Annotated in this window: 18 protein-coding genes; 15 read left to right on the forward strand and 3 right to left on the reverse strand. The window is 70.7% G+C overall.

Annotated elements, in window-relative coordinates; genetic code table 11:
• Positions 1–108: 108 nt before the first annotated feature.
• The 4 genes from ACN263_RS11510 to ACN263_RS11525 are packed head-to-tail and all read left to right on the forward strand — an operon-like array spanning position 109 to position 3,738.
• Positions 109–1,137, forward strand: coding sequence for a zinc-dependent alcohol dehydrogenase (locus ACN263_RS11510; RefSeq protein ID WP_422739785.1), 1,029 nt, complete (start codon positions 109–111; stop codon positions 1,135–1,137).
• Positions 1,134–1,895 (forward strand): SDR family NAD(P)-dependent oxidoreductase, encoded by a 762-nt coding sequence (locus ACN263_RS11515; protein WP_422739786.1) that lies wholly within the window; start codon positions 1,134–1,136, stop codon positions 1,893–1,895. Before ACN263_RS11510 ends, ACN263_RS11515 begins: the two co-directional genes overlap by 4 nt.
• A complete protein-coding gene (locus ACN263_RS11520) occupies positions 1,892–2,770 on the forward strand; it encodes an amidohydrolase family protein (protein ID WP_422739787.1) in 879 nt (292 codons plus the stop codon). The genes ACN263_RS11515 and ACN263_RS11520 overlap by 4 nt, the downstream gene beginning before the upstream one ends.
• Complete coding sequence (locus tag ACN263_RS11525; RefSeq protein ID WP_422739788.1) at positions 2,767–3,738, forward strand: aldo/keto reductase; 972 nt, start codon at positions 2,767–2,769, stop codon at positions 3,736–3,738. Before ACN263_RS11520 ends, ACN263_RS11525 begins: the two co-directional genes overlap by 4 nt.
• An 84-nt stretch (positions 3,739–3,822) precedes the next feature.
• Here the strand turns inward: ACN263_RS11525 and ACN263_RS11530 are convergent, their stop codons facing one another.
• On the reverse strand, positions 3,823–7,377 hold the full coding sequence (locus tag ACN263_RS11530) for a ThuA domain-containing protein (RefSeq protein ID WP_422739789.1): 3,555 nt from the start codon (positions 7,375–7,377) through the stop codon (positions 3,823–3,825).
• A 524-nt stretch (positions 7,378–7,901) separates the two neighbouring features.
• Here ACN263_RS11530 and ACN263_RS11535 point away from each other — a divergent pair.
• The 7 genes from ACN263_RS11535 to ACN263_RS11565 all read left to right on the forward strand — a co-directional run bounded on the left by ACN263_RS11535 (position 7,902) and on the right by ACN263_RS11565 (position 18,030).
• Positions 7,902–9,413 (forward strand): sugar ABC transporter ATP-binding protein, encoded by a 1,512-nt coding sequence (locus ACN263_RS11535; protein WP_422739790.1) that lies wholly within the window; start codon positions 7,902–7,904, stop codon positions 9,411–9,413.
• A 120-nt stretch (positions 9,414–9,533) separates the two neighbouring features.
• Positions 9,534–10,508 carry an ABC transporter permease gene (locus tag ACN263_RS11540; protein ID WP_422739791.1) on the forward strand — a complete coding sequence of 325 codons (975 nt, stop codon included), beginning with the start codon at positions 9,534–9,536 and terminating at the stop codon, positions 10,506–10,508.
• A gap of 2 nt (positions 10,509–10,510) precedes the next feature.
• Positions 10,511–11,488, forward strand: a complete 978-nt coding sequence (locus ACN263_RS11545; protein ID WP_422739792.1) for an ABC transporter permease — start codon at positions 10,511–10,513, stop codon at positions 11,486–11,488.
• 10 nt (positions 11,489–11,498) lie between these two features.
• Entirely contained in the window at positions 11,499–12,689 is a 1,191-nt protein-coding gene (locus ACN263_RS11550; protein ID WP_422739793.1) for a substrate-binding domain-containing protein, read from the forward strand.
• Positions 12,690–12,695: 6 nt separating this feature from the next.
• The gene (locus ACN263_RS11555; RefSeq protein WP_422739794.1) at positions 12,696–13,547 is read left to right on the forward strand and encodes a sugar phosphate isomerase/epimerase family protein; all 852 of its coding nucleotides are present in this window, start codon (positions 12,696–12,698) and stop codon (positions 13,545–13,547) included.
• Between the two features lie 71 nt (positions 13,548–13,618).
• Positions 13,619–16,015: an RICIN domain-containing protein gene (locus tag ACN263_RS11560; protein WP_422739795.1), complete on the forward strand. Its 2,397-nt coding sequence runs from the start codon at positions 13,619–13,621 to the stop codon at positions 16,013–16,015.
• A gap of 335 nt (positions 16,016–16,350) precedes the next feature.
• Positions 16,351–18,030, forward strand: coding sequence for a glycoside hydrolase family 27 protein (locus ACN263_RS11565; RefSeq protein WP_422739796.1), 1,680 nt, complete (start codon positions 16,351–16,353; stop codon positions 18,028–18,030).
• A gap of 106 nt (positions 18,031–18,136) precedes the next feature.
• On the opposite strand, the gene ACN263_RS11570 is transcribed toward ACN263_RS11565, so the two are convergent.
• Positions 18,137–19,150 carry a family 43 glycosylhydrolase gene (locus ACN263_RS11570; protein ID WP_422740683.1) on the reverse strand — a complete coding sequence of 338 codons (1,014 nt, stop codon included), beginning with the start codon at positions 19,148–19,150 and terminating at the stop codon, positions 18,137–18,139.
• Positions 19,147–20,172, reverse strand: a complete 1,026-nt coding sequence (locus tag ACN263_RS11575; RefSeq protein WP_422739797.1) for a LacI family DNA-binding transcriptional regulator — start codon at positions 20,170–20,172, stop codon at positions 19,147–19,149. Before ACN263_RS11575 ends, ACN263_RS11570 begins: the two co-directional genes overlap by 4 nt.
• A gap of 361 nt (positions 20,173–20,533) precedes the next feature.
• Here ACN263_RS11575 and ACN263_RS11580 point away from each other — a divergent pair, with 361 nt between their 5' ends.
• The 4 genes from ACN263_RS11580 to ACN263_RS11595 are packed head-to-tail and all read left to right on the forward strand — an operon-like array spanning position 20,534 to position 24,836.
• Positions 20,534–21,889: an ABC transporter substrate-binding protein gene (locus tag ACN263_RS11580; protein WP_422739798.1), complete on the forward strand. Its 1,356-nt coding sequence runs from the start codon at positions 20,534–20,536 to the stop codon at positions 21,887–21,889.
• Positions 21,886–22,857 carry a carbohydrate ABC transporter permease gene (locus ACN263_RS11585; RefSeq protein ID WP_422739799.1) on the forward strand — a complete coding sequence of 324 codons (972 nt, stop codon included), beginning with the start codon at positions 21,886–21,888 and terminating at the stop codon, positions 22,855–22,857. Before ACN263_RS11580 ends, ACN263_RS11585 begins: the two co-directional genes overlap by 4 nt.
• Positions 22,854–23,678, forward strand: coding sequence for a carbohydrate ABC transporter permease (locus ACN263_RS11590; RefSeq protein ID WP_422739800.1), 825 nt, complete (start codon positions 22,854–22,856; stop codon positions 23,676–23,678). Before ACN263_RS11585 ends, ACN263_RS11590 begins: the two co-directional genes overlap by 4 nt.
• 3 nt (positions 23,679–23,681) lie before the next feature.
• Positions 23,682–24,836, forward strand: a complete 1,155-nt coding sequence (locus ACN263_RS11595; RefSeq protein ID WP_422739801.1) for a serine hydrolase domain-containing protein — start codon at positions 23,682–23,684, stop codon at positions 24,834–24,836.
• Positions 24,837–24,941 lie beyond the last annotated feature (105 nt).

Here is a 24,941-nt window from a genome sequence, read left to right on the forward strand (position 1 = left end):
GCAATTGGTCGGATGATTACCGTGTCCGTGGCGGCGACACCGCGCGCGCGACTCCGGCCGCCCTGTCCCACGCACCGTGCGTACCAACCACGTCGAGACGGAGCAGCAGTGAAGGCAGTTGTCTACAAGGGAGCACGGGACCTCGGCATCGAGGACCGCGCACCGGAACCGCCGGGCCCCGGCCAGGTACGGATCGCGGTGGCGTTCACCGGGATCTGCGGTACGGACCTGCACATCTTCCACGGCGACATGGACGCCCGGGTCGGCGCGTCGGCGGTCCTGGGGCACGAGATGTCGGGCCACGTCGCCGCGGTCGGCGACGGCGTGACCGACCTGCGGGTCGGGCAGCCCGTCACGGTGATGCCGACCCGCGCCTGCGGGAAGTGCCCGGCGTGCCGTCGCGGCCACTCGCACATCTGTCACGCGATGGACTTCCTCGGCATCGACTCGCCCGGCGCGATGCAGTCGTCCTGGACGGTGCCGGCCGACCTGGTGCTGCCGCTCCCGGACGACCTGCCGTTGGACCGGGCCGCACTCGTCGAGCCCGTCGCGGTGGCGGTGCACGACGTCGGCCGGGCGCAGGTGGCGTCCGGTGAGCACGTGGTCGTCGTCGGCGGAGGGCCGGTGGGCGTCCTCATCGCGGCCGTCGCCCGCGAGCGTGGGGCCCGGGTCCTGCTCGTCGAACCGGACGGTTTCCGGCGCGGGGTCGCGTCGAGCATCGGCATCGATGCCGTGGACCCGGGGCCGACCGATGTGGTGGCGCTGGTCAACGACCGGACCGGCGGCGCGGGCGCGGATGTCGCGTTCGAGGTGTCCGGCGCCGCCGCCGGCGTCGGCACCGCGGTGGACGTGCTGACCACCCGGGGCCGGCTGGTGATGGTGGCGATCCACCCGCAGCCCCGTCCGGTGAACCTGCACCGCTTCTTCTGGCGGGAGCTGGAGTTGCTGGGCGCGCGGCTGTACCGGCGCGCGGACGTCGTCGAGGCGATCCGGCTGGTGGCGGCCGGCGTCATCCCGGCCCAGGAGCTGATCTCCCGGGTACTGCCGGTGGCCGGCGTCACGGACGCGTTCGAGGCCCTGGAGTCCGGCGGCGGCGTCATGAAGGTGCTGCTCGACTGGCGGGAGGAGGAGCGATGAGCACCCTGTTCGACCTGACCGGACGGACCGCCCTGGTGACCGGCGCCCGGCGGGGGATCGGCCTCGCGATGGCCGAGGCACTGGCGTCGGCCGGTGCGGACGTCATCGGGGTGTCGGCGCAGTTGGAGCCGGAGGGCAGTGAGGTCCAGCGGCGTGTCGAGGCGGCCGGTCGCCGGTTCACCGGCATCCGGACGGACCTCGGTGACCGGGCCGCGGTGTACCGGCTGGCCGAGGAGGCCGAGGCGGTCGCGCCGGTGGACATCCTGGTGAACAACGGCGGCACCATCGCCCGGGCGCCGGCCGCGGAGCACCCCGACGAGATGTGGGACCGGGTGGTGCAGGTGAACCTGTCCAGCCAGTTCGTGCTGACCCGGGAGATCGGCCGGCGGATGGTCGACCGGGGCCGGGGCAAGGTCATCTTCACCGCCTCCCTGCTCAGCTTCCAGGGCGGCATCAACGTCGCGAGCTACACCGCGGCCAAGTCCGGCCTTGCCGGGCTGACCAAGGCCCTGTCCAACGAGTGGGCCGGACGCGGGGTGAACGTCAACGCGATCGCGCCCGGGTACATCGCCACCGACAACACCCAGGCGCTGCGCGACGACCCCGTGCGCAACGACGCCATCCTGGGCCGTATACCGGCCGGCCGGTGGGGACGCGCCGACGACCTGGCCGGCGCCACCGTCTTCCTGGCCGCGGCCGCGTCGGACTACGTGCACGGCGCCGTCCTGCCCGTCGACGGCGGATGGTTGGGCCGATGACCGGGCCCACGCCGGCCGGGCGCCCCGGCATCGTCGACGCGCACCACCACCTCTGGGTCCGTGCCCGGCACCCGCAACCGTGGATCGACCCGGACACGATGGCGGCGATCGACAACGACTTCACCCCGGCGGACCTCGCTCCGGCGGCGCTCGCCGCCGGGGTGACCGAGACCGTCGTCGTGCAGTCCATCGCCTCCGTCGCGGAGACCGAACACCTGCTGGGCATCGCGGCCGACGATCCCCTCATCGGCGGCGTCGTCGGCTGGGTCAACCTCACCGCCGACGACATCGACGAGCGCCTGGACCGGCTGCGCGCCGCCCGTGGCGGGGAGCGGCTGGTCGCCATCCGCCACCTGGTCCAGTCCGAGACCGACCCGGCGTACCTGGACCGGCGCGACGTCCGGCGGGGCGTCGCCGCGGTCGGTGCCGCCGGTCTCGCCTACGACCTGCTGGTCCGCGACCACCAACTGCCGGCGGCCACCCGGCTCGTCCGGGACCTGCCCGAGGTGACGTTCGTCCTGGACCACCTGGCCAAGCCGGCGCTCGGCCGGGGAGACCTGGGGGACTGGCCGGCCAACCTCCGGGCGCTCGCCGCCGAGCCGAACGTCACCGCGAAGCTCTCCGGCCTGGTGACCGAGGTGGACGGCCCGTCCTGGTCGGCGGACGACCTGCGCCCCGCCGTCGACCACGCGCTCGACGCGTTCGGACCGCACCGGCTCATGTTCGGCTCCGACTGGCCGGTGTGCCTGCTCGCCAGCTCCTACACCCGGTGGGTCGGCGTCCTCGCCGACCTGCTGGAACCGCTCGGCGACCAGGAACAGGCGTCGATCTGGCGGGAGACCGCGGTGCGCGCGTACGGGTTGGGTGCGTCGTGACCGGCCGCGAGTTGCCCCGGCGACCGGGGGTACGCCTCAGCACGCTGGGCTTCGGCGCGGCGCAGGGCGGCAACCTGTACCGGGCGACGTCGGACGAGGAGTTCAGCGCGGCCGTCGACACCGCCTGGGACGCCGGCATCCGTTACTTCGACACCGCACCGCACTACGGCCTCGGCCTGTCCGAGCGGCGGCTCGGGGCGGCGCTGCGGTCCCGGCCCCGCGACGAGTACGTGGTGTCGACAAAGGTCGGGCGGCTGCTCGTACCGTCGCCGGAGAGCGCACGCGAGCGCGACCCGGAGGGCTTCGACGTGCCGGCCGACCACCGGCGGGTCTGGGATTTCAGCCGGGACGGCGTCCTGCGGTCGTTGACGGCCAGCCTGGAGCGCACCGGCCTGGACCGCGTCGACGTCGTCTACCTGCACGACCCGGACGAGCACTGGGAGCAGGCGGCGACCGAGGCGGTGCCGGCCCTGGTCGAGCTGCGCGAGCAGGGGGTCGTCGGCGCGATCGGGGCCGGCATGAACCAGTCGGCGATGCTGGCGCGGTTCGTCCAGGAGACCGACATCGACGTGGTGATGTGCGCCGGCCGCTACACCCTGCTCGAACAGGGCGCGCTCGACGACCTGCTGCCGGCGGCGCAGGCCGCGGGGGTGGGCGTGGTGATCGCCGGGGTCTACAACTCGGGGCTGCTGGCCCGCGACCAGCCACCGGCCGACGCGACCTACAACTACCAGCAGGCACCGCCGGAGGTGATCGAGCGGGCCCGGCGGATCGCGGCCGTCTGTCAGGAGTACGACGTCACGCTGCCCCAGGCGGCGCTGGCGTTCGTCCGCCGGCACCCGGTGGTGGTCTCCACGGTGGTCGGCCTCCGGGACGCGGCCCAGGTGACCGAGACGCTGCGTCGCTTCGACGCGGACGTCCCGGAGCAGCTCTGGGCGGCGCTGCGGGACGCCGGACTGCTGGGCTGACGGCCCGCCGCCGAAAGGCCGAAGCGCCGGCCACCCGTCGTCAGGAGCGGGTGGCCGGCACTTCGTTCACGCCCGGGCCGGTGGTCAGACCTGGGTGAACCGCCACTGCTGGTTGGCGGCGCTGTGGCAGCCCCACTGCAGCAGCCGGGCCCCGTCGGCGGTCGAGGCGCCGTTGACGTCCACGCAGAGCCCGCTGAGCGCGCTCTTGACCGTGTAGACCCCGGTCGTGCTGGTCGCCGTCACGGTGAACTTCTGTTGGTTGGAGTTGTTGCAGGTGGTGTGTTGCAGGAAGGCGCCCTGCGCGGTGGAGCCGCCGACGACGTCGAGGCACTTACCGCTGTGCACCGCCTTGAGGTAGACGGCGCCGTTGCCGGCGTCCACCGCCTGCCACTTCTGGTTGTTGCCACCGGTCGCCGCCCACTGCACGACCTGGGCGCCGTCGGCGGTGGAGACCCCACTGACGTCCATCAGCTTGCCACTGTGCTGGGCCGTGAGGGTCCAGGTCTTCCCGGCCACGCCGGTTCCGGTGCCCGTGCCGGGCACCCCCACGCCGTTGCCGCCGAAGGTGAACGCGTCGAGGTCGAACCAGTTGGACGAACTGCCCTTGAACACCATGTAGAGGGTGTGCGTACCGGACAGCGCCGCGACGTTCGTCGCCGCCGTGGACTGGTAGTTGTCCCAGCCGCCGGTGCTGGGCACCGACGTCGTCGCCAGCAGGGTGCCGGTCGGCGAGTCGGCCCGCAGCTCGATGGAGCCGCCACCGCTGGGCGACGACAGCCGGTAGCTGACGGTGCTGATGCCCGACAGGCTCATCGGGTTGAACGCCACCCAGTCGTTGTTGGAGATGTCGCCGACGCGCTTACCGCTCTCCGCGGCGCTCTGGTCGACGACCCGGACGCCGGACTGGCTGCTGAAGTACTCGGCCTGCTTGTGCTTGGGTTGCAGGATCGCCGTCGCGTAACCGGTCAGCGGCGCCGCGCCACCCGAGCCACCGTTGTCGGTGTAACGGGCGTTGAGCACGTAGTACAGGTTCGCGCCCTCGGGGTGCCCACCGAGCAGGTCGGTGGAGATGGTGCCCGAACAGCCCGGGTACTCGGTGGTCTCGTGGGCGTGGTCGTCGTGGCCCAGGGCCGGGTTGACGAACACCTTGGTGCAGTCGATGGCCGCGCCGCCGGGGTCGGAGACACTGACCGTGTACGAGACCTTGTCGCCGAAGTTCAGCATGCCTCCGTTGGGCGGCACGGTGATGGTGACCACCGGGGCGGTGTTGCCGACGGTGATCTGCACGTTGGCGAAGCCGGTCTTGCCGGTGTTGTCGGTGACCTTGAGCTGCGCGGTGTAGTTGCCGTTGGTCGTGTAGGTGTACGTCGGGTTCGCGGCGGTGGACGTGCCACCGTCACCGAACGTCCACTGGTAGCTCAGCGTGTTGCCCGGGTCCGGGTCGATGGTGCCGGCGCTGCTGAACTGGACGGTCAGCGGGGCGCTGCCGCTGGTCGGCGTGCCGACGGCCTTCGCGATCGGTGACCGGCCGCCCTGGATGTAGTCGATCCGGTAGAGCCCGGAGTCGTTGTTGCCGCCGCCGAAGTTCGAGCCCCACTCCAGCAGGTACAGCGAGCCGTCGGGGCCGAACTCCATGTCCATCGGCTTGTTGAAGTTGCCGCCGGGCAGGAACGGGTTGGTCCGGGTGACCGCCGTCGAGGAGTCGAAGTGGACCTCCTTGACGTAGTTGCGGGCCCACTCGTAGAAGAAGTGCACGCCGTCGTAGTACGGCGGGAACTTCGTCGCGGACGGGTTGTTCGCGTCGTACCGGTACACCGGGCCGCCCATCGGGGCGGACCCGCCGGAGCCCAGCTCGGGGAAGGTCGTCGAGGCGGGGTAGCCGTACCAGATGTTCGGCGCGACGATCGGCTTGAGGTTGACCAGGCCGGTGTTGTTCGGCGAGTTGTTGACCGGCGCGTTGCAGTTGAACTTCGCCCCGACCACGCCGGTGTCCGGGTTGAACGGCGCGTACGGCTGGTTGTTGCCGTGGCAGAACGGCCAGCCGTAGTTACCGGCGGACTTGATCACGTTCAGCTCGACGAGACCCTCCGGACCGCGGTTGGTGGTCGGCGGGTTGCGGTCCGGGCCGTAGTCGGCCAGGTAGACCCAGCCGGTGACCGGGTCGATCGAGAAGCGGAACGGGTTGCGGAAGCCCATGGCGTACACCTCGGGCTTGGTCTGCGCGGTGCCCTGCGGGTAGAGGTTGCCCGACGGGATGGTGTACCCGCCGCTGGCCGAGGGCTTGATGCGCAGCAGCTTGCCGCGCAGGTCGTTGGTGTTGCCGGCGGAGCGGGCGGCGTCCAGGTTGGACTTGCCCGAGCGCCAGTCCAGCGGGGCGTAACCCTGCCAGTTGGGGTCGAGGTTGGGCGGCGTGTCGTCGCCGGTGCCGATGTAGAGGTTGCCGTCCGGACCGAAGTCGATGTAGCCGCCGGTGTGCCCGGGCTCGGCGAAGGTCCGGTCCCGGTACGCGGGGATGTCGATGATCCGGGCCTCGGTGGACAGGTTGAGCGTGTCACCGGAGAGCGTGTAGCGGGACACCCGGTTGACGTCGGTCGAGCTGCTCGCCGGTGAGTGGTACAGGTAGACGTACCCGTTGCTGGCGAACGCCGGGTCGATCGCGACGCCGGTGAGGCCGTCCTCACCACCGGTGTAGACGCTCAGCGTGGCGGCGGTGACGGTGCTGTTGGTGCTCGGCTTGAAGATCTTCACCTGGCCGCCGCGCTGGACGTACAGCACCCGACCGTCGGGCAGTACGGCCAGCGCCATCGGGTCGGCGGTGTTGTCGTCGAGGGTACGCTTCTCGAAGTTGCCCCAGACGGTGCCGCCGCAGTCGCCGGGCACGTTGCCGGCGGCCCACTTGACGCCGCCGAGGACGTGGTTGCGGAAGTTCGTCTCGCTGTACGAGTCGATGGCGTGGCCCATCGCGGTGGCCCACACCCGGCCGCCGCCGGTGTTGCGGCACCACGAGATCGGGTGGTCCGGGCCCATCGCCCGCGAGCCCGGGTTGTACGTGCGCTCGTCGGCCGTCACCAGCACATGGACGTTGCCGCGCGGGTTGGCGTCGAAGTTGTACCACTCCTCGCTGCGGCTCCAGCGGTCCGGCAGGCCGGCCGTCGACGGGTGCTGCTTGTCGGCGACGATGGCGGTGCCGGCGAGCACTCCGGGGGAGTGCTCGGGCATGTGGGCGCCGCCGTTCATCATCTGGTCCCACCACGGGTACTCGGCCTCGATACCCATGTCGGTGGCGTTGTGCACGCCGACGATGCCCTTGCCGCTGGCGAGGTAGCCCTCGATGGCCTGGCGCTGGGCGGTCGAGGTCCAGACCATGCCGGAGGTCTGGAACATGATGACGACGTCGAAGGTGGCGAGGTTGGCGGGCGTGAAGACGCTCGAGTCCTCGGTCGCCACCAGCTCGAAGTTGTTCGCGGCGGCCTGCTGCTGGAACATCGAGATCCCGGCGGGGATCGAGTCGTGCCGGTAGCCGGCGGTCTTGGTGAACAACAGGGCGCGGAAGGCCGGGGCGGCCGATGCTGGCGGGGCCAGACCGAGGGCCACCAACAGGCCGACGATCAGTCCGATGATCATTGTGGGGCGACGCATGCCGTCTCCTAGGTCTGGGCGGGCAACTGGCGATTGCGGGCACGGACCGACAGCGCGTCAGGTCGTGCCTGGGCGCGCGGGGGTCACGAGTGTGCTGGTCGCGGTCGTCGTGCCGTCCGCCGAAACGGCATTCAGCCCCGCTGGATGTCACACAGCGTGATGTGGGCTGTGATCTCGTCCGTGGTCTGCGAGGTCAGGATGAGCCATCTATCGAAGACTGTCAATGCAACGTCGAGCGTCTGATGTTACCCCTCGGTAGGGGTGGTCGGGCCTGACTCGTCCGAGCCGACACTCGTGCCGATCGAGTGCCGGGCCTGGCAGTCGCCGCAGATCGAGGATTGCGGACCCGCATCCAAACATCTATCTTCATACGTGTGATGTTTCCTCGATGTCAAGGAAATGTTTGCACCATAAAAACGCAAGTTCTGCAGCAGCCTGCGAAAGTGCGTCGCTCAGTGCGTCGGACGGCCTACCAGCCGTTGTGCCGACCCCGTCTTTGACTACTATCTGTAAGGGCTATCGGGATGTCAGATCCACCACCGGCGCCGCTGCTGGCCCTGCGGGGCATCGGCAAGTCCTTCCTCGGCGTACGCGTCCTCGGCGACGTCGACCTCGACGTCGCCCCGGGTGAGGTGCACGCCGTCGTCGGGGAGAACGGCGCCGGCAAGTCGACGCTCATGAAGATCGTTTCGGGTGGGTACGCCCCGGACGAGGGCACCATCGAGTTCGCCGGTCAGCCGCGCGCGTTCCACGGCCCCCGCGACGCGCAGCGCGCCGGCGTCGGCATCATCCACCAGGAGTTCAACCTCCTGCCCGAGCGCACCGTCGCGGAGAACGTCTACCTGGGCCACGAACCCCTCCGGCGCGGGCTGGTCGACCGCCGCGCGATGCTCGACCGCACCCGCGAACTCCTCACCTCGATCGGGGAGACCGCCCTGCCGGCCGACGCCCGGGTCGGCCGCCTCGGCGTCGCCCAGCAGCAGGTCGTCGAGATCGCCAAGGCGCTCGCCCTGGACGCCCGGCTGCTCATCATGGACGAACCGACCGCGGCGCTCGCGGACCAGGAGGTCGAGCTGCTCTACGGGCTGGTACGCCGGCTCCAGGAGCGCGGGATCGGTCTGCTGTACGTCTCACACCGGCTCACCGAGGTCTTCGACCTGTCCAACCGGATCACGGTCCTCAAGGACGGCCGTCGAGTGACCACCGTGGACACCGCGAGCACGACTGCCGACGAGCTGGTCCGGCACATGGTCGGCCGCGAGCTGTCCAGCTACTATCCGGACCGGGCCGGCCCCGACGACCGGGGACCGGTACGGCTCACCGTCCGCGGCGGGGGAAACCGCAAGCTCAGTGGGGTGGACCTCGAGCTGCGCGCCGGCGAGGTGCTCGGGGTCGGCGGCCTCCAGGGCTCCGGACGATCCGCGCTCGCCCGCGCGCTCTTCGGCGTGGCGCCGTTCACGACCGGTGTCGTCGAGCTGGACGGCGAGCCGGTGCGGCTGCGCTCACCGCGCGCCGCCATGCGGGCCGGCATCGCGTACGTCACCGAGGACCGCAAGGGCGAGGGCATCGTGGCACGGCAGTCGGTGCTCGACAACGCGCTGCTGGCCAGCCGGGCCGTCTTCGCGGCACGGTCCGGCCGCGCCGCCCGCACCGCACGGGTACGCGAGCTGCTCGCCGCCGTGGAGGTCCGCGCCGCCGGTGACGACCAGGAGATCCGTTTCCTCTCCGGCGGCAACCAGCAGAAGGTCGTGCTGGCCCGGTGGCTGGCGCTGAACCCGCGCATCCTGATCTTCGACGAGCCGACCCGGGGCATCGACGTGGGCGCGAAGTCCGCCATCCACGACCTGGTCCGCCGCCTCGCCCGCGACGGCGCGGCGGTCCTGATGATCTCGTCGGAGCTGCCCGAGCTGCTCGGCATGAGCGACCGGATCATCGTGCTGCGCGACGGCCGGATCGCGGGCGAGCTGCCCGCCGGCGCGACCGAGGAGGACGTCGTCGCCCTGGCCGTCGGCACCGCTCGGGAGGTCGCCGCGTGAGCGCGAGGAGTGAGCCGGTTTTGCGAGCCCCGCAGTCGCGAACGGAAGGTGGCTCCGCGTGAGCGCGAGGAGTGAGCCGGTTTTGCGAGCCCCGCAGTCGCGAACGGAAGGTGGTTCGGCATGACCGCGCTGTCGTTGCGTCCGGCCCGCCGTGCCGTGCCGGGCGTGTACGTTGCCCTGGCCCTCACCCTCGTGCTCGGCTGGCTGATCGTCACGCTCGACGGCGGTCAGCTCTTCAACCAGTCGACGACGGTGAGTCTGCTGCACGTCGCCGCCGGCCTCGGCCTCGTCGCCGTCGGGCAGACCCTGGTCATCCTCGGTGGCTCACTCGACCTCTCCGTCGCCTACGTGATCAGCCTGAGCACGCTGGTGGCGGCCGAGGCGATGAACGGCAGCGACGGCGCCCTGCTCCCGGCGATCGGCCTGGCGCTCGCGGTCAGCGCCGCCGTCGGGCTGCTCAACGGGCTGCTCGTCACCAAGCTGCGGATCAACGCGTTCATCGCCACCCTCGGCGTCGGGCTGCTGCTCAAGGGTTACCTCGACAACGGGTACGACGGCCCGGCCGGCGAGAGCGCCCCCGCCCTGGTCCGGACGCTCGGCTACCAGCGGATCGGCCCGGTGCCGGTCTCCTTCCTGCTGCTGCTCGCGGTGACCGCGGTGGCCTGGTTCGCGCTCTCGCGCACCCGGTTCGGCCACCACCTGGTCGCCGTCGGCGGCGATCCGGAGGTCGCCCGGCTCTCCGGCGTCCGCAACGACCGGGTCCTCGTCACGGCCCACGTGCTCTGCTCCCTCTGCGCCGGCCTGGCCGGCGTCTACCTGGCCAGCCGGCTCGGCTCCGGCGCCCCGCGGGTGGGCACGGAGGGGCTCTACGACCTGGAGTCGATCGCCGCGGTGGTGCTCGGCGGCACCGCCCTCGCCGGCGGGCGCGGGGGCGTGCTCGGCACGATCGGCGGCGTGCTGCTGCTCGCCAGCATCGACGCGGTCTTCAACCAGCTCGAGGTCGACGCGTTCTTCAAGCAGGTGATCCGTGGGCTGATCATCATCGCCGCGGTCGCCGTCTACGCCCGACGGGCCATGCGAAAGGCGGGGTCCTGACCATGCGGGTCGCCGAGCGTCGTCCGCTCACCCTCCGGATCCGTCCCGACGGGATCGCGCCGATCGCCGCGCTCCTGGCGGTGCTGCTGATCATCATCGCCTTCGTCCAACCCGACTTCCTGGCTCCCGGATCGCTGATGTCGTTCCTGGGCCGCTCCGCGCCGATCATCCTGCTCGCCGCCGGTCAGTACTTCGTGATCGTCAGCGGGGAGTTCGACCTCTCGGTGGGCTCCCTGGTCACGGCGCAGGTCGTGGTCGCCGCCCGGCTCATCGACAGCGACCCGTCACGCACCTGGCCAGTGGTCGCGCTGCTGCTCGTCGGCGGCGCGTTCGTCGGACTGGTCAACGGTCTGGTCACCACGGTGTTGCGGGTGCCGTCCTTCATCACCACGCTCGGCATGTTCCTGATCCTGGTCGGCGCCGTCTACCTGTGGTCCGACGGCGCACCGAAGGGCGGGCTCTCGGAGGAGTTCCGCCGGTTCGGCCGACGGGCCATCGAGGACGTGCCGCTGCTCGGCCGGATCCCGTACGCGCTGCTCGTGCTGGTGGTCGTCGCCGCCATCGCCGTGCTGCTGACGCGGTCGGACTTCGGCCGCACGCTCGTCGCCGTCGGAGACAATCCGCGTACCGCCGAGTTGAGCGGCGTACGCGTCGAGCTGACCAAGACGATCGCGTTCGTGCTCAGCGGTGTCGCGGCGGCGGTCGCGGCGATCCTGCTCGGCGGGTACAGCGGTGTGTCGTTCCAGGCCGGCGTCGGTCTGGAGTTCGCCGCGATCACCGCGGTCGTGCTCGGCGGCGTCGCCCTCGGCGGCGGTCGCGGCTCGGTCGTCGGGGCGATGCTCGGCGCACTGACCCTCGAGACGCTCTTCGCGTTGATGAACTTCACCGGCGTCTCCGGTGCCCTCAGATCGACCGTCCAGGGCCTGATCATCCTGCTCGCCGTGGCGGTCTCGGCTTCGCGTTCCTCCTCCTCAAGATAAAGGTGATTCGATGAGACGATCCATGACCACCCTTGCTGCCGTGGGTGTGCTGACGCTGGCCGTCGCCGGCTGCGCCACCGACGAGCCGACCGCGTCCCCATCCGGCAGCGCGTCCGCCGCCGCCGGGTCGGGCACCGGGGAGCAGTCCAAGTTCTTCGTGCAGGCCGACTACGACAACGAACTGGCGCTGCTCGACGCCGCCCCGACGGGCCCGGCCGACAAGCCGTGGGAGCAGGTGCTCAACCCGAAGATGGTGGACACCGCGAAGTACAAGAAGACCGGTAAGCACAAGATCTGCTTCTCCAACGCGGCGCTGAACAACCCGTGGCGACAGGTCGGGTTCAAGACCATGCAGGCCGAGGTCGAGGCGCAGAAGTCGCGGATCAGCGAGTTCGTGCACGTCGACGCCGAAGGCAAGGACCAGAAGCAGATCGCCGACATCAACGATCTGCTCGGCAAGAACTGCGACGCGCTGATCGTGTCGCCGAACACCACCGCGACGCTCACCCCGGCCGTGGAGGCCGCCTGCAAGGCCGGTCTGCCGGTGGTCGTCTTCGACCGGGGCGTCAACACCACCTGCCCGGTGACGTTCATCAACCCGGTGGGCGGCTACGGCTTCGGCCACGTCGGCGCGGAGTTCGTCAGCCAGAAGATGAAGCCCGGCGGCAAGCTGCTGGCGCTGCGCATCCTGCCCGGCGTCGACGTGCTGGAGACCCGCTGGTCGGCCGCGAAGATCGCGCTGGACAAGGCGAAGGTCGACGTCGTCGGCGTGGAGTTCACCGACGGCGACCCGGCCAAGACCAAGAAGATCGTGAACGACTACATCCAGCGGTACGGCACGATCGACGGCGTCTGGATGGACGCCGGGGCGGTCGCCGTGGCGGCGGTCGAGGCGTTCCAGGACGCCGGCAAGCCGGTGCCCCCGATGAACGGCGAGGACCAGCTCGACTTCCTCAAGCTCTGGAAGGACAAGCAGCTCACCGCCATCGCGCCGACCTACCCGACGTACCAGTGGCGGACGCCGATCATCGCGGCGCTGAACATCCTCGACGGCACCCAGGTCTCCAACCCGTGGAAGCTGCCGCAGCCCACGATCACCCAGGACAACCTGGACCAGTACCTCGACGCGAGCATGCCGCCGCTGCACTACGCGATGTGCGGCTGCCGTGACCTGCCCGGCTACCCGCAGCGCTGGAAGTAGGTTGCGGTGTACGCCATTGGCGTCAACCCCTGGGTGTGGGCCTCGCCGGTCGACGACGAGGCCCTCGCCCGGCTGATCCCGCGGATCGCCTCGTTCGGGTTCGACGCGGTCGAACTGCCGATCGAGCAGCCCGGCGACTGGGATCCCGTCCGCACGCGGGACCTGTTGGCCGCGCACGGCCTCGCGGCGGCCGGGGTCTGCGCGGTCACCCCACCCGGGCGGGACCTGGTGGACGCCACGCCGGCCGTCGTCGAGTCGACCGTCGCGTACCTCATGGGGTGTGTGGCGAGCGCGGCGGCGGTCGGCGCGCCCTGCGTCGGCGGGCCGGTGTACGCGTCCGTCGGGCGCACCTGGCGGATGTCGGCGGCGGCCCGCGTGGCCTGCTACGCCGACTTCCGGCGGGCCCTCGCGCCGGTCGCCGACCGGGCCGGCGAGGTGGGCGTGACCATCGGCGTCGAGGCGTTGAACCGCTACGAGACGAGCGTGGTCAACACCGTCGAGCAGACCATCGAGGCCATCGACGGGCTGCCCGACAGCGTCGGCATCATGATCGATACCTACCACATGAACATCGAGGAGGCCGACCCCTACGCGGCCCTCGCGCTGGCCGGACCGCACATCAAGCACGTCCAGGTCAGCGGCACCGACCGGGGCTCGCCCGGCGCGGACCACTTCGACTGGCCCCGCTTCTTCACCGTCCTGCGGGGCACCGGCTACCGGGGCGCGGTCTGCATCGAGTCGTTCACGGCCGAGAACGAGACCATCGCCACCGCGGCCTCGATCTGGCGGCCCCTGGCCCCCTCCCAGGACCGCCTCGCCGTCGACGGCCTGCGTTACCTCCGCAAGGTCGTCGCCTGACCGGGCGTCGGCACGCCCGCGTTGTTAGCGCTAACCACCACCACTCCCCATCACCCCCAGGAGACCGTCCCGTGTCCGTCTCATCCATCTCCGTGGCGCGCCGGCTCCTCGCCGGCGCGGCCACGGCGGCACTGACCGCACTGGTCGCCGTCACCGCCTCGGCCACGCCGGCCGCCGCGGCGACCACCACCCTCTACGCGTCCCCGTCCGGCGGCGGCAGCACCTGCTCCGCCAGCCAGCCGTGCTCACTGGCCGGCGCCCAGGCGGCGGTACGGACGCTCAACAGCTCGATGTCCGGCGACATCGTCGTGGAACTGGCCGACGGCGTGTACCGGCTCACCTCGCCGCTGCGCCTGACCGCGGCCGACTCCGGCACCAACGGCTACCAGGTGATCTGGCGGGCTGCCGCCTCGGCCCGCCCGACGATCAGCGGGGCGCGGCCGGTCACCGGGTGGTCGCTCGTCGACTCCGCGAAGAACATCTGGCGGGCCAACGTCCCGGCCGGGCTGGACAGCCGGCAGCTCTACGTCAACGGCGCCATCGCCACCCGGGCGCGTACCGCGGTCAACCGCGCCGACTTCACCTTCACCACCAGCGGCATGCGGTTCAGCAACAGCGCGCTGAGCTACCTGAACAACGTCGGCAACCAGAACCGGGTCGAGGTGGAGAGCGTCGGCTCGTTCACCGACCGGTACTCGCCCGTGCAGAGCATCAGCGGGAACTTCCTGACGATGCAGCAGCCGGCCTGGAACAACAACACGTTCGGCTTCGACACCCTGTCCCGCCCGCACCGGGCCGGTCCGTTCTACCTGGCCAACGCGTACGAGTTCCTCGACTCGCCGGGGGAGTGGTACCTCAATCCGGGTAGCGGGCAGCTCAACTACATCCCGCTGTCCGGGCAGAACATGAACAGCGTGAGCGTGGAGCTTCCGCAGCTCCAGTCACTGGTCAACGTGGGCGGCACGTACGACGCGCCCGCGCACCACATCTCGTTCAGCGGCATCACCTTCACCGGCACGAGTTGGCTCGGCCCGAGCAGCAGCAACGGCTTCGCCGACCAGCAGACCGGCGCGCACATCGTCGGCACCTGGGCCCGCCCGTCCGACGCCTTGACCTCCTGCCAGGAGGGCTGCCCGCTCTTCGAGGCCACCCGGCCGAGCTGGGCCCAGATGCCCGCGGCCGTGCAGGTGTCGGCCGCCAACACCATCTCGTTCAGCGACTCCCAGTTCGTCAACCTCGGTCAGACGGCCATCGGCATCGGCAACGACGCCAACGCCCACGCCAGCGGTGTCGGCCTGGGCACCAGCAACATCACGGTCACCCGCTCCGAGATCGCCCGTAACTCGGCCGGCGGCATCGTGGTCGGCGGTGTGCGCGCCGACGCCCACCACCCCGGCGACCAGCGGATGGTCAACCGGAACGTCACCATCAGCAACAACCGGGTGCACGACCTGGGCGTGGAGTACCGGGGTGTGGTGTCGATCCTGACCACCTACGTCAGCACCTCGCTGGTCTCGCACAACGAGGTCTACAACATGCCGTACACCGGTCTGTCGGTCGGCTACGGCTGGGGTGCCAACGACGCCGGTGGCAGCCAGCACTACGCCAACCGGGGCCTCTACAACTACCAGCCGCGCTACTCCACGGCCACCACCGCGTCGAACAACCAGGTCATCGGCAACTACGTGCACGACGTGATGCAGCAGATGACCGACGGCGGGTGCATCTACACGCTCTCGGCGAACCCGGGCGGGACCATCAACCAGAACTACTGCCTGCGGACCAACGGCTGGTTCGGGCTCTACTTCGACGAGGGCTCGCGCTACTACACCGCCCGCAACAACGTGTTCTCCTCCACCGGCACCTGGGCCACCGCGAACTACTACTACGCGGAGAACATGGGCAACTTCACCGTCACCAACAACTGGTCGACGAACGGCAGCACCAACGTGACGAACGGCGACCGGGGCAACGTGGTCAACAGCAACGTCACGGTCTCCAACGGGAACTGGCCGTCGGGGGCGCAGTCCGTGATCGCGGCGGCCGGGGTCCAGAGCGGCGGCAGCACCAACCCGCAGAGCGGGCAGATCGTGGGCGTCCAGTCGGGCCGCTGCGCCGAGATCGGCGGGTCGAGCACGACCAACGGCACCCAGGCGCAGCTCTGGGACTGCATCAGCGGGGCCACCAACCAGCGCTGGACGGTGACCGCCAGCAAGCAGCTCATGGTGTACGGCACCAAGTGCCTGGACGCCTCCGGCCAGGGCACCACGAACGGCACCACCGTGGTGATCTGGGACTGCAACGGCCAGGCCAACCAGCAGTGGAACGTCAACGCCAACGGCACCATCACCGGCGTGCAGTCGGGCCTCTGCCTGGACGCGAACGGCGCCGCGACGGCGAACGGTACGAAGCTCATCCTCTGGTCGTGCAACGGCGGCACGAACCAGCAGTGGCAGTTGCGCGGCTGAACCCGGACCCGCCCCGGCCGGCAGCACCCCGGCCGGGGCTACCCGCGAGCAGCAGCCCGCCATTCACCGGTAGAGGTGGCGAGGTGCGGCGGTTCTTCGCGCAGTTCCAGGCGGGTGGTCCCGTCGGTCGACCGTGACCGACGGGGCTGCCCCGTGGCCGCTCGCCGACGGTCGGCGATTGTGCCAAGACATGGAAGTAGTTGAATTCGATGAAACGGCTCCGTAATATGACCGGCGTCTGCTGTTAACGCTAACAGTGGTCGTGCTCATGACGGTGCCCGCCTCATCCGGGCGGCCGTCCCCCGTGGACGGCACTATCGAAAGGACGCTCCCGTATGAAGCGAAACGTCCGAGCCCGCCACTGGGGGCGGGCCGCGGCGGCCGGGCTCCTGGTGGCCGCCGCCCTCGTGGGCCTGCGGGCCCCCGGGGCGCAGGCGCTGGAGAACGGCGTCGCCCGGACACCCCCGATGGGGTGGAACAGCTGGAACTCCTTCGGTTGCAACATCAACGAGGGACTGATCCGGCAGACGGCCGACGCGATCGTCAGTAGCGGAATGCGCGACCTCGGCTACCAGTACGTCGTCGTCGACGACTGCTGGTTCAACCCGAACCGCGACAGCTCCGGCAACCTCCAGGGCGACCCGACCCGCTTCCCCAGCGGGATGAAGGCGCTCGGCGACTACCTGCACGCCCGAGGGCTGAAGTTCGGCCTGTACCAGGTGCCTGTCGACAAGACCTGCGCCCAGTACTTCAACAGCTACCCCGGCGCGACCGGCAGCCAGGGCCACGAGGCGCAGGACGCCCGGCAGTTCGCCGCCTGGGGCGTCGACTTCCTCAAGTACGACTGGTGCTCCCCGAACGGCAGCATCAACGACCAGGTCACCACGTTCGCGAAGATGCGGGACGCGCTGGCCGCGACCGGCCGGCCGATCGTCTACAGCATCAACTCCAACAGCATTCACGCCAAGACCGGCCCGCAGCGCAACTGGGGCGACGTGGCGAACATGTGGCGTACCACCGAGGACATCACCAACGCGTGGGACACCGGGCAGACCAACGGCTACCCGATGGGCATCCAGAACATCATCAACGTGACCGTGCCGCTGGCCTCGTACGCGCGTCCGGGTGGATTCAACGACCCGGACATGATGGAGGTCGGCCGGGGCGGTATGAACGACACCGAGATGCGCAGCCACTTCGCGATGTGGGCGATGATGGCGTCGCCGCTGATCGCCGGCAACGACGTCCGCAACATGAACGCCGCCACGCAGACCATCCTCAAGAACGCCAACCTGATCGGCATCAACCAGGACGCCCTGGGGTTGCAGGCCGGCCAGGTGTCGTTCGACGGCACCCGTCGCGTGCTCGCCAAGCGACTGTCCAACGGTGACGTCGCGGTCGCGCTGTTCAACCAGGGCGGCTCGACCACGACGATCTCCACCACGGCCGGCGCGGTCGGGAAGTCGGGCAGCTCCTTCACCCTGTTGGACGCCTGGAACAACACCACCAGCACGAGCACCGGCACCATCTCCGCCAGCGTTCCGGCGCACGGCACGGTGGTGTACCGGGTCAGTGGCGGCGACACCAGCACCCCGCCGCCGACCACGCCGCCGCCGACCACCACGCCGCCGCCGACCACCTCCTTCGCGCTGGCGAGCGTCGCCTCCAACCGCTGCCTGGACGTCCCGCAGAGCAACACCACCAACGGCACCCAGCCGGTGATCTGGGACTGCAACGGGGCCGCCAACCAGCGGTGGACGGCCAACGGGCAGACCCTCCAGGCGCTCGGCAAGTGCCTGGACGCCCCCACCAGCGCCACCGCCGGCAGCAAGGTCCAGATCTGGGACTGCAACGGCGGAGCCAACCAACGGTGGACGTTCAACTCGAACGGCACGATCAGCAGCGCGTCGTCGGGCCTCTGTCTCGACGTCAACAACAACGCGACCGCCAACGGCACCACGGTGATCCTCTGGACCTGCACCGGTGCCTCCAACCAACGCTGGACCCGGCGCTAGCCACACCGCGCTGACAGCTCGACAGGTCCGGTCCGGGGCGGCACGGCCCCGGACCGGACCCGTCGCCGCGCGGACCGTCGAGCCGGACGCACGCGGGTACCGGTGGTCAGCTCGCCGCGTCCGTCTCCGTCGGGTGCAGGGTCAGCCCGGTCGACGGGTGGTAGCGCACCGGAATCGGGTCGCTGAGCGCGCCGACGAACACCCCGTCGACATGGTCGAGGAAGCCGATGAGGGACCAGCCGCCCGCCGGTCCCGGGACGAGCCGCGGCGCGTACAGGTGTGGATGGCTGACCGGCCGCGCGCCGGCCACGTCCCACGGGCCGCGCACGCTCGGCCCGGTCGCCACCCAGATCCGGTGGTCGCCGCGCCGGGCGTCGGCGGTGGCGTCGGTGCAGAACAGCAGCAGGGGCTGCCCGTCCACCACCGCGACCTGGGGTACCTCCAGATGGCCGAAGTCGGCCGGCGTCGACAGCGGCGGCCGGATGGTCCAGGTGAGCAGGTCGGGGGAGGTGGCATGGCCGACCACGCCCCGCGTGCCCGCCGGACCGGTGGCGGCGCGTGCGGTGACGAGCATGTGCCAGCCGTCGCCGTCCGGGTCCGGGAACACCCACGGGTCGCGCCACGCCTGCTCGTACCACAGGTCGGTGTCGAGTAGCTCGTACCACGTCGGGTCGGCCTGCACCACCGGCTGGTCGCCGTGTCGGTGCCAGGTGGTCAGGTCGTCGGAGACGGCCAGGCCGATCCGTTGGACGAGCCCGTCGTCGGCCCGGGAGACCCCGGTGTAGTAGAGGTACCACCGCCCGTCCGGGCCACGCACCGTGCACCCGGTCCAGGTCGCCAGGTCGTCCCACGCCGGTTCGTCCGCGGGGACCACGGCGTCGGCGAGCAGTTGCCAGGTGCGCAGGTCGGTCGAGACGGCGTGACCGATGCTGGCGCGGCGGTGCCGGCGGTGCGGGTCGTGCAGGGCACGGGACGCGCGCAGGAAGTACGCGTGCCAGCGCCCGTCGTCGTCGCGGGCGTACCAGCTGTCCCACACCCAGTGGTCGGCGAGCTGAAGCATGAGGGGGAACCTAGCACTAAACCGGTTTAGCGCCTCCCGGCAGGGGAGCGACCGGATCAGTGGGCGGGCGGCGCGAGGGACCGGCGGCGGCGCAGCGGCATCGCGACGAGCGACGGTTCGGCGGCACCACCGTCGAGGAGCAGTTCGACCGCGCGCCGCCCCATCTGCTCGTGTGGGAGCGCGGTCGTCGCCAGGCTGGGGCGGAGCCAGGCGGCGATCGGGTCGTCGTCGAACGAGATCACCGAGATGTCGTCCGGGACGGTAAGGCCCGCCTCGCCGAGCGCCTGGTAGGCGCCGAACGCCAGTCGGTCGTTCATGCAGATGATCGCGCTGGGTCGCTGGGGCCGGCTCAGCAGCCCGCGCGTGGCGGCGTAGCCGTGCTCGGGCAGCCACTCGGTGCAGAAGGACTCCGCGAGGAGGGTGACGCCGGCGTCGGCCAGCGTCTGCTGGATCCCGTGCAGCCGGGCCCGGGCGGCGAGGGAGATCTCCGGGTCGCCCTCCTTGAGCCGGTTGCGACCGATGAGCGCGATGGCGTCGCGGTGGCCGTACTCCAGCAGGGTGGTGGCGACGGCGCGACCGGCCCGGTCGTCGTCGGGAAGCACGCAGGGCAGGCTGTCGGAGCTGGTGGCGTTGAGCAGCACCACCGGGCCGCCGAGGATGGCCGGGGGCACCGCCAGTCGCCGGGTGGCCATCGCCGCGTAGATCACCCCGTCGACCTGCCGGTCGAGCATCGCCTCGATGGCGTACTGCTCGAAGGTGGCGTCGCCCTGCGTCTCGGTGATGAGCAGCACGTGGTCGCGTTCCCGGGCCGCGTCGAGGGCGCCGCGGATGAGGCCGCCGGCGAAGCGGGTGGTGGCGACGATGTCGGAGACGAACGCGATGGTCCCGGTCTTGCGGGTGCGCAGGCTGCGCGCCGCGAGGTTGGGTCGGTAGCCCAGCTCCTCGGCGGCGGCGAACACGCGCTGGTGCGCCTCGGCCGACAGCCGGGTGCCCTCCCTGCCGTTGAGCACCATCGACGCGGCGGTCTTGGACAGCCCGGCTCGCCGCGCGACGTCGGCCAGGGTTGCTCTGTTGCGGCCCATCAGTCCTCCGAATCAGGCGCGGCGCCACGGGCTCCGCTCCTGCCCATCATGATGCGTCGGTGCCCGGAGTCCGGCCCCGGTCGGGGTCGGGCGTGGTGTGAACCCGATGTTTCCGGACCGTTGCCGGCTTCTTCTTGACAGCCTCCCGTGTCACGCGCATGCTCTGCTAAATCAGTTTAGCGACCACTTTTGGCGCGTCGACAGACGCCGCCGGTCGCGCTGCTGAGTCGGTACGCGAGCGCGGCGGCGCGCCGCGGTCACGGCGTACGTGTCGTGGCCGCTCGCCCGTCGCGAAGGTCCCGGTGGAGCCGTCGCGCGGCCATGGGTCGTGGGACGCGCGGAGGAACATAGGAGTCATGACATGGCACAAACGCTGACGACATTCCCGCGACGCGGCGCGCTGGTCCTCGCGCCGCTACTGGCGCTCGGGCTCGCCGCCACGGCGTGCAGCGCGCCGGGCGCCGACCGGTCGTCGACCGGTGGCTCGGACGCCGCCGTCAAGACCGAGCTGGGCAGCGATCCGGTCACCCTCCAGATGTACGCGGAGACCGGCTTCCCCCTGGCCAAGGCGCTGGCCGACGAGTTCTCCAAGCAGCACCCGAACGTCACGTTCAACATCCGCGAGGACCAGTTCACGGTCATCGTGGAGAACGCGCCGCGGGTGATGGCCTCGGACAACGCGCCCGACATCATCCGGCTCCCCACGATGGTCGACCTCGTGAAGGACGACCTGCTCAAGAACCTCGACCCGTACGTCACCGCGTACGGCTGGGACAAGTTCCCCGCCTCGCAGCTGATGCAGTTGCGCGTGGGCGAGGGCACCCGGGGCACCGGATCGCTCTACGGCATGGGGCTCGGCTACAGCGTCACCGGCGTCTTCTACAACAAGAAGCTGGCCAGCCAGGTCGGCATGACCCAGCCGCCGGCCACGGTCGCGGAGTTCGAGCAGTTGCTGGCGAAGGCGAAGACCAGCGGCATCCAGCCGATCATGCAGTTCAACAAGAACACCGCCGGCATCAACTTCCCGCACCAGGCGCTGCAGAACCAGTTCGGCGACCCGGCCCAGGTGGCCGACTGGATCTTCCAGAAGCCCGGCGCCACCTTCGACACGCCGGCCGCGCTCAAGGCCACCCAGACCATCCAGAAGTGGGCCCAGGCCGGCTACTTCACCAAGGACGCCAACGCCCTGGACTACGCGGGCATGGTCGGGCAGTTCCAGAAGGGCAACGGCCTGTTCATGTTCAACGGCGACTGGGAGTCGGCGAACCTCGACAAGGCGATGCCGGGCAACGTGGGCTTCTTCCTGTTCCCCGGCGAGGCCCCCGGCGCCAAGCACGTCGCGATGTCCGCGCCCAACACCTTCGGCGTCTCCGCCAAGGCCAAGAACCCGGACGCCGCCGCGTTCTTCCTGAACTGGGTCCACACCAACGCCAAGGCGCGGGAGATCGCCGTGACGGTCGGCGGCTCCAGCCCGGGCGGCCCGAGCGACCTTCCGGTGCCGGCCGCCGCCCCGAACACCGTCCTGGCCGAGACCCTCAAGGCGGCGCAGCAGCTCGGGGCCGAGAACGGCGCGGTCGACTTCACCGCCAACGCGACGGGCGGCATCTTCGCCGCCGCGATCACGCCCGAGATGCAGAAGCTGATCGCCGGCCAGCAGACGCCCGAGGGGTACGTGAAGGCGGTCCAGGCCGAGTACGAGAAGGAACTGTCCCGATGACGTCTGCCCTCGGCAGCGCACCACCCGGGCGGGACGGCCAGGCGACGTCCGTTGGTCGTCCCGCCCGTCCCGCGACCGCGCGGGCCCACCGACTCCGGTGGGCCCGCGCGGCCGGGACCGGCTGGTTGTTCGTCCTGCCCGCCTTCGTGATGTACGCGGTCTTCGTGCTGCGCCCCCTCGCCCTGACCGTTCAGTACTCGCTCTACGACTGGAACGGGATCGGGGTGGCCCGCTGGGCGGGCCTGGACAACTACGTCACCGTGTTCACCGACAGCGACCTGCTGAAGATCATCGCCAACGCGATCATCCTGATCATCTTCTTCAGCCTCATCCCGGTGGCGCTCGGGCTGCTGGTGGCGAGCCTGGTCCGCCGGATCACCACCGGCGCGTTCGGCACCGTCGTCCGGACGGTCCTCTTCCTGCCCCAGGTCATCCCCCTGGTGGCGGCCGGCATCGCGTGGAGTTGGCTGCTGTCCACCAACGGGCTGGTCAACCAGGTGCTGCGCGCCCTCGGGCTGGGCGGCCTGGCCCGCGCGTGGCTGGGTGACTTCGACACCGCGCTGCCCGCCGTCGGGGTGATCGGGGCCTGGGTCCTGCTCGGCCTCTGCACGATCCTGCTGGTCACCGGCATGAGCAAGATCGACCCGGCGCTCTACGAGGCGGCCCGGCTGGACGGCGCGGGGCCGGTCCGCGAGTTCCTCGCGGTCACCCTGCCCAGCCTGCGCCAGGAGATCGGGGTCTGCCTCACGGTGACCATCATCGCGGCGCTGGCCAGCTTCGACATCGTCTACATCTCCACCAGCGGCGGTCCGGGTCTGCAGACCACCGTTCCCGGCCTGGAGATCTACCGGCTCGCCTTCTCGCAGCGTCAGGTGGGGTTGGCCTCGGCGCTCGCCGTCGTGCTGATGCTCCTGGTGCTGGCGTTCGTGCTGCCGATCCAGCGACTGACCCGGGGGGAGAAGCCGTGAACCTGAGCCGACGCGAGCAACTGACCGGACGGGTCTTCCTGATCGCCCTGATCGTGGTGACCCTGCTGCCGTTCGTGAGCATGCTCTCCGCCGCCCTGCAGCCGCGCGGCACCGTGCCCGACGGTCTCGCCTGGCCGTCGGACCCGCAGTGGGGAAACTTCGCCGACGCCTTCACCGCCGCCAACATGGGCGCTCTGCTGCGCTCCAGCCTGCTCATCGTGGCCGGCGTCGTACCGGTGTCCGTGCTCATCGCCACCATGGCCGGCTTCGGGCTGGGCCAGTTGCGGGTGCCCGGCGGCCGAATCGTCTTCGGTCTGCTGCTGCTCGGCCTCACGCTGCCCTTCGAGGCCGTCGTCACCCCGCTCTACTACCAGATGCAGGACCTCGGCCTGCTCAACACCCGGTGGGCCATCATCCTGCCGCTGATCGGCCTCTACATGCCGTTCGCCGTGTTCTGGATGCGCGCCCACTTCACCAACGTGCCGGTCGAGTTGTCCGAGGCCGCCCGGGTGGACGGCAGCAGCACCTGGCAGCTGTTCTGGCGGGTCCAGGTGCCGCTGGCCCGCCCGGCCATCGCCTCGCTGACGATCCTGATGTTCCTCTGGACGTGGAACCAGTTCCTGCTCGCGATCGTGCTCGTCGACGACGCCACCAAACGCACGATGGCCGGTGCGCTCGGCGCGTTCCAGGGCCAGTGGGGCACCGACCTGGTGCTGCTGTGCGCCGGCTCGCTGCTGATCCTCACCCCTACCCTCATCGTGTTCCTGATCTTCCAGCGACAGTTCATCAAGGCCCTGATCCAGGGCTCACTGAAGGGATAGGCAGTGGCCACGCAGCCGCAGATCCACGGCGACGTCGACGAGCGCTACGGGCGCGTCGCCGACGCGTTCCGCGACAACTTCACCTCCCGCGGTGAGGTCGGCGCCGCGGTCACCCTCTACGTCCGCGGCCGCAAGGTCGTCGACCTGTACGGCGGCCTGGCCGACACCCGCACCGGGCGGCCCTGGACGGCGCACACGCCGGCCGTCGTCTTCTCGTGCACCAAGGGGATCCTGGCGATCTGCGCGTACCTGCTCGTGCAGCAGGGACGCCTCGACCTCGACGCACCCGTGACGCGTTACTGGCCGGAGTTCGGCCAGCACGGCAAGGCCGACATCCCGGTGCGGTGGCTGTTCACGCACCAGTCCGGCCTGCCGGCGCTGGATCGGCCGCTGACCCTCGACGAGGTGCTCGCGTGGCACCCGGTCATCGCGGCGATCGAGGCGCAGACGCCGCTCTGGGAGCCGGGCACGGCACACAGCTACCACTCGATGACGTACGGGTGGCTCGTCGGCGAGGTCATCCACCGCGTCACCGGTCAGCTCCCCGGCGCGTACCTCCGCGACACCCTCGCCGGTCCGCTGGGCCTGCGCACCTGGCTCGGGCTACCCGCCGCCGAGCGCGACAGCGTCGCCTGGGACCTGGCCCCACCGCCGGACGCCGATCCCTTCGTCGACGCGGTCGCCCAGCGGGGGATCACCATGGGCGGCGCGTTCGCCTTCCCCGCCGACGCCGACGGTCTGGTCAGCTTCAACGACCCGGCCATCCAGGCCGCCGGCGTGCCGGGCGCCGGAGCGGTGAGCACCGCGGACGGCCTGGCGCGTCTCTACGCGGCCTGCGTGTCCGACCTGGGCGGTGGGCCGCTGCTCACCGCGGCGTCGATCGACGACGCGGTCGTCGTCCGTTCCCGGGGCCAGCAACGGCACGGCCCGCCCGACACCGGCCAGCGCTGGGGCACCGGTTTCCTGCTGCACTCCGAGCCGGCCCGCCCGCTGCTGGGCGAGCGCAGCTTCGGTCACGACGGGGCCGGCGGCAACCTCGCCTTCGCCGACGCGGACCACGAGGTCGGGTTCGGCTACGTCATCAACCAGATGTACGGCGCGGGCGACGAGCGCGCCAACCGGCTCACCGCCGCCGTCCGCTCCTGCCTCGACGCCTGACGCGGTGTCCCGGGCCCGGTGACGGCCTGAAGACGGCGAGCACCCCCGGGGCACGCGGTGGTCCGCGATGCCCCGGGGGTGCCCAGGGGGTGAGCTGAGAAGGGG

The sequence above is a fragment of the Micromonospora sp. WMMD729 genome, from assembly GCF_049315225.1.
Lineage (GTDB): Bacteria > Actinomycetota > Actinomycetes > Mycobacteriales > Micromonosporaceae > Micromonospora.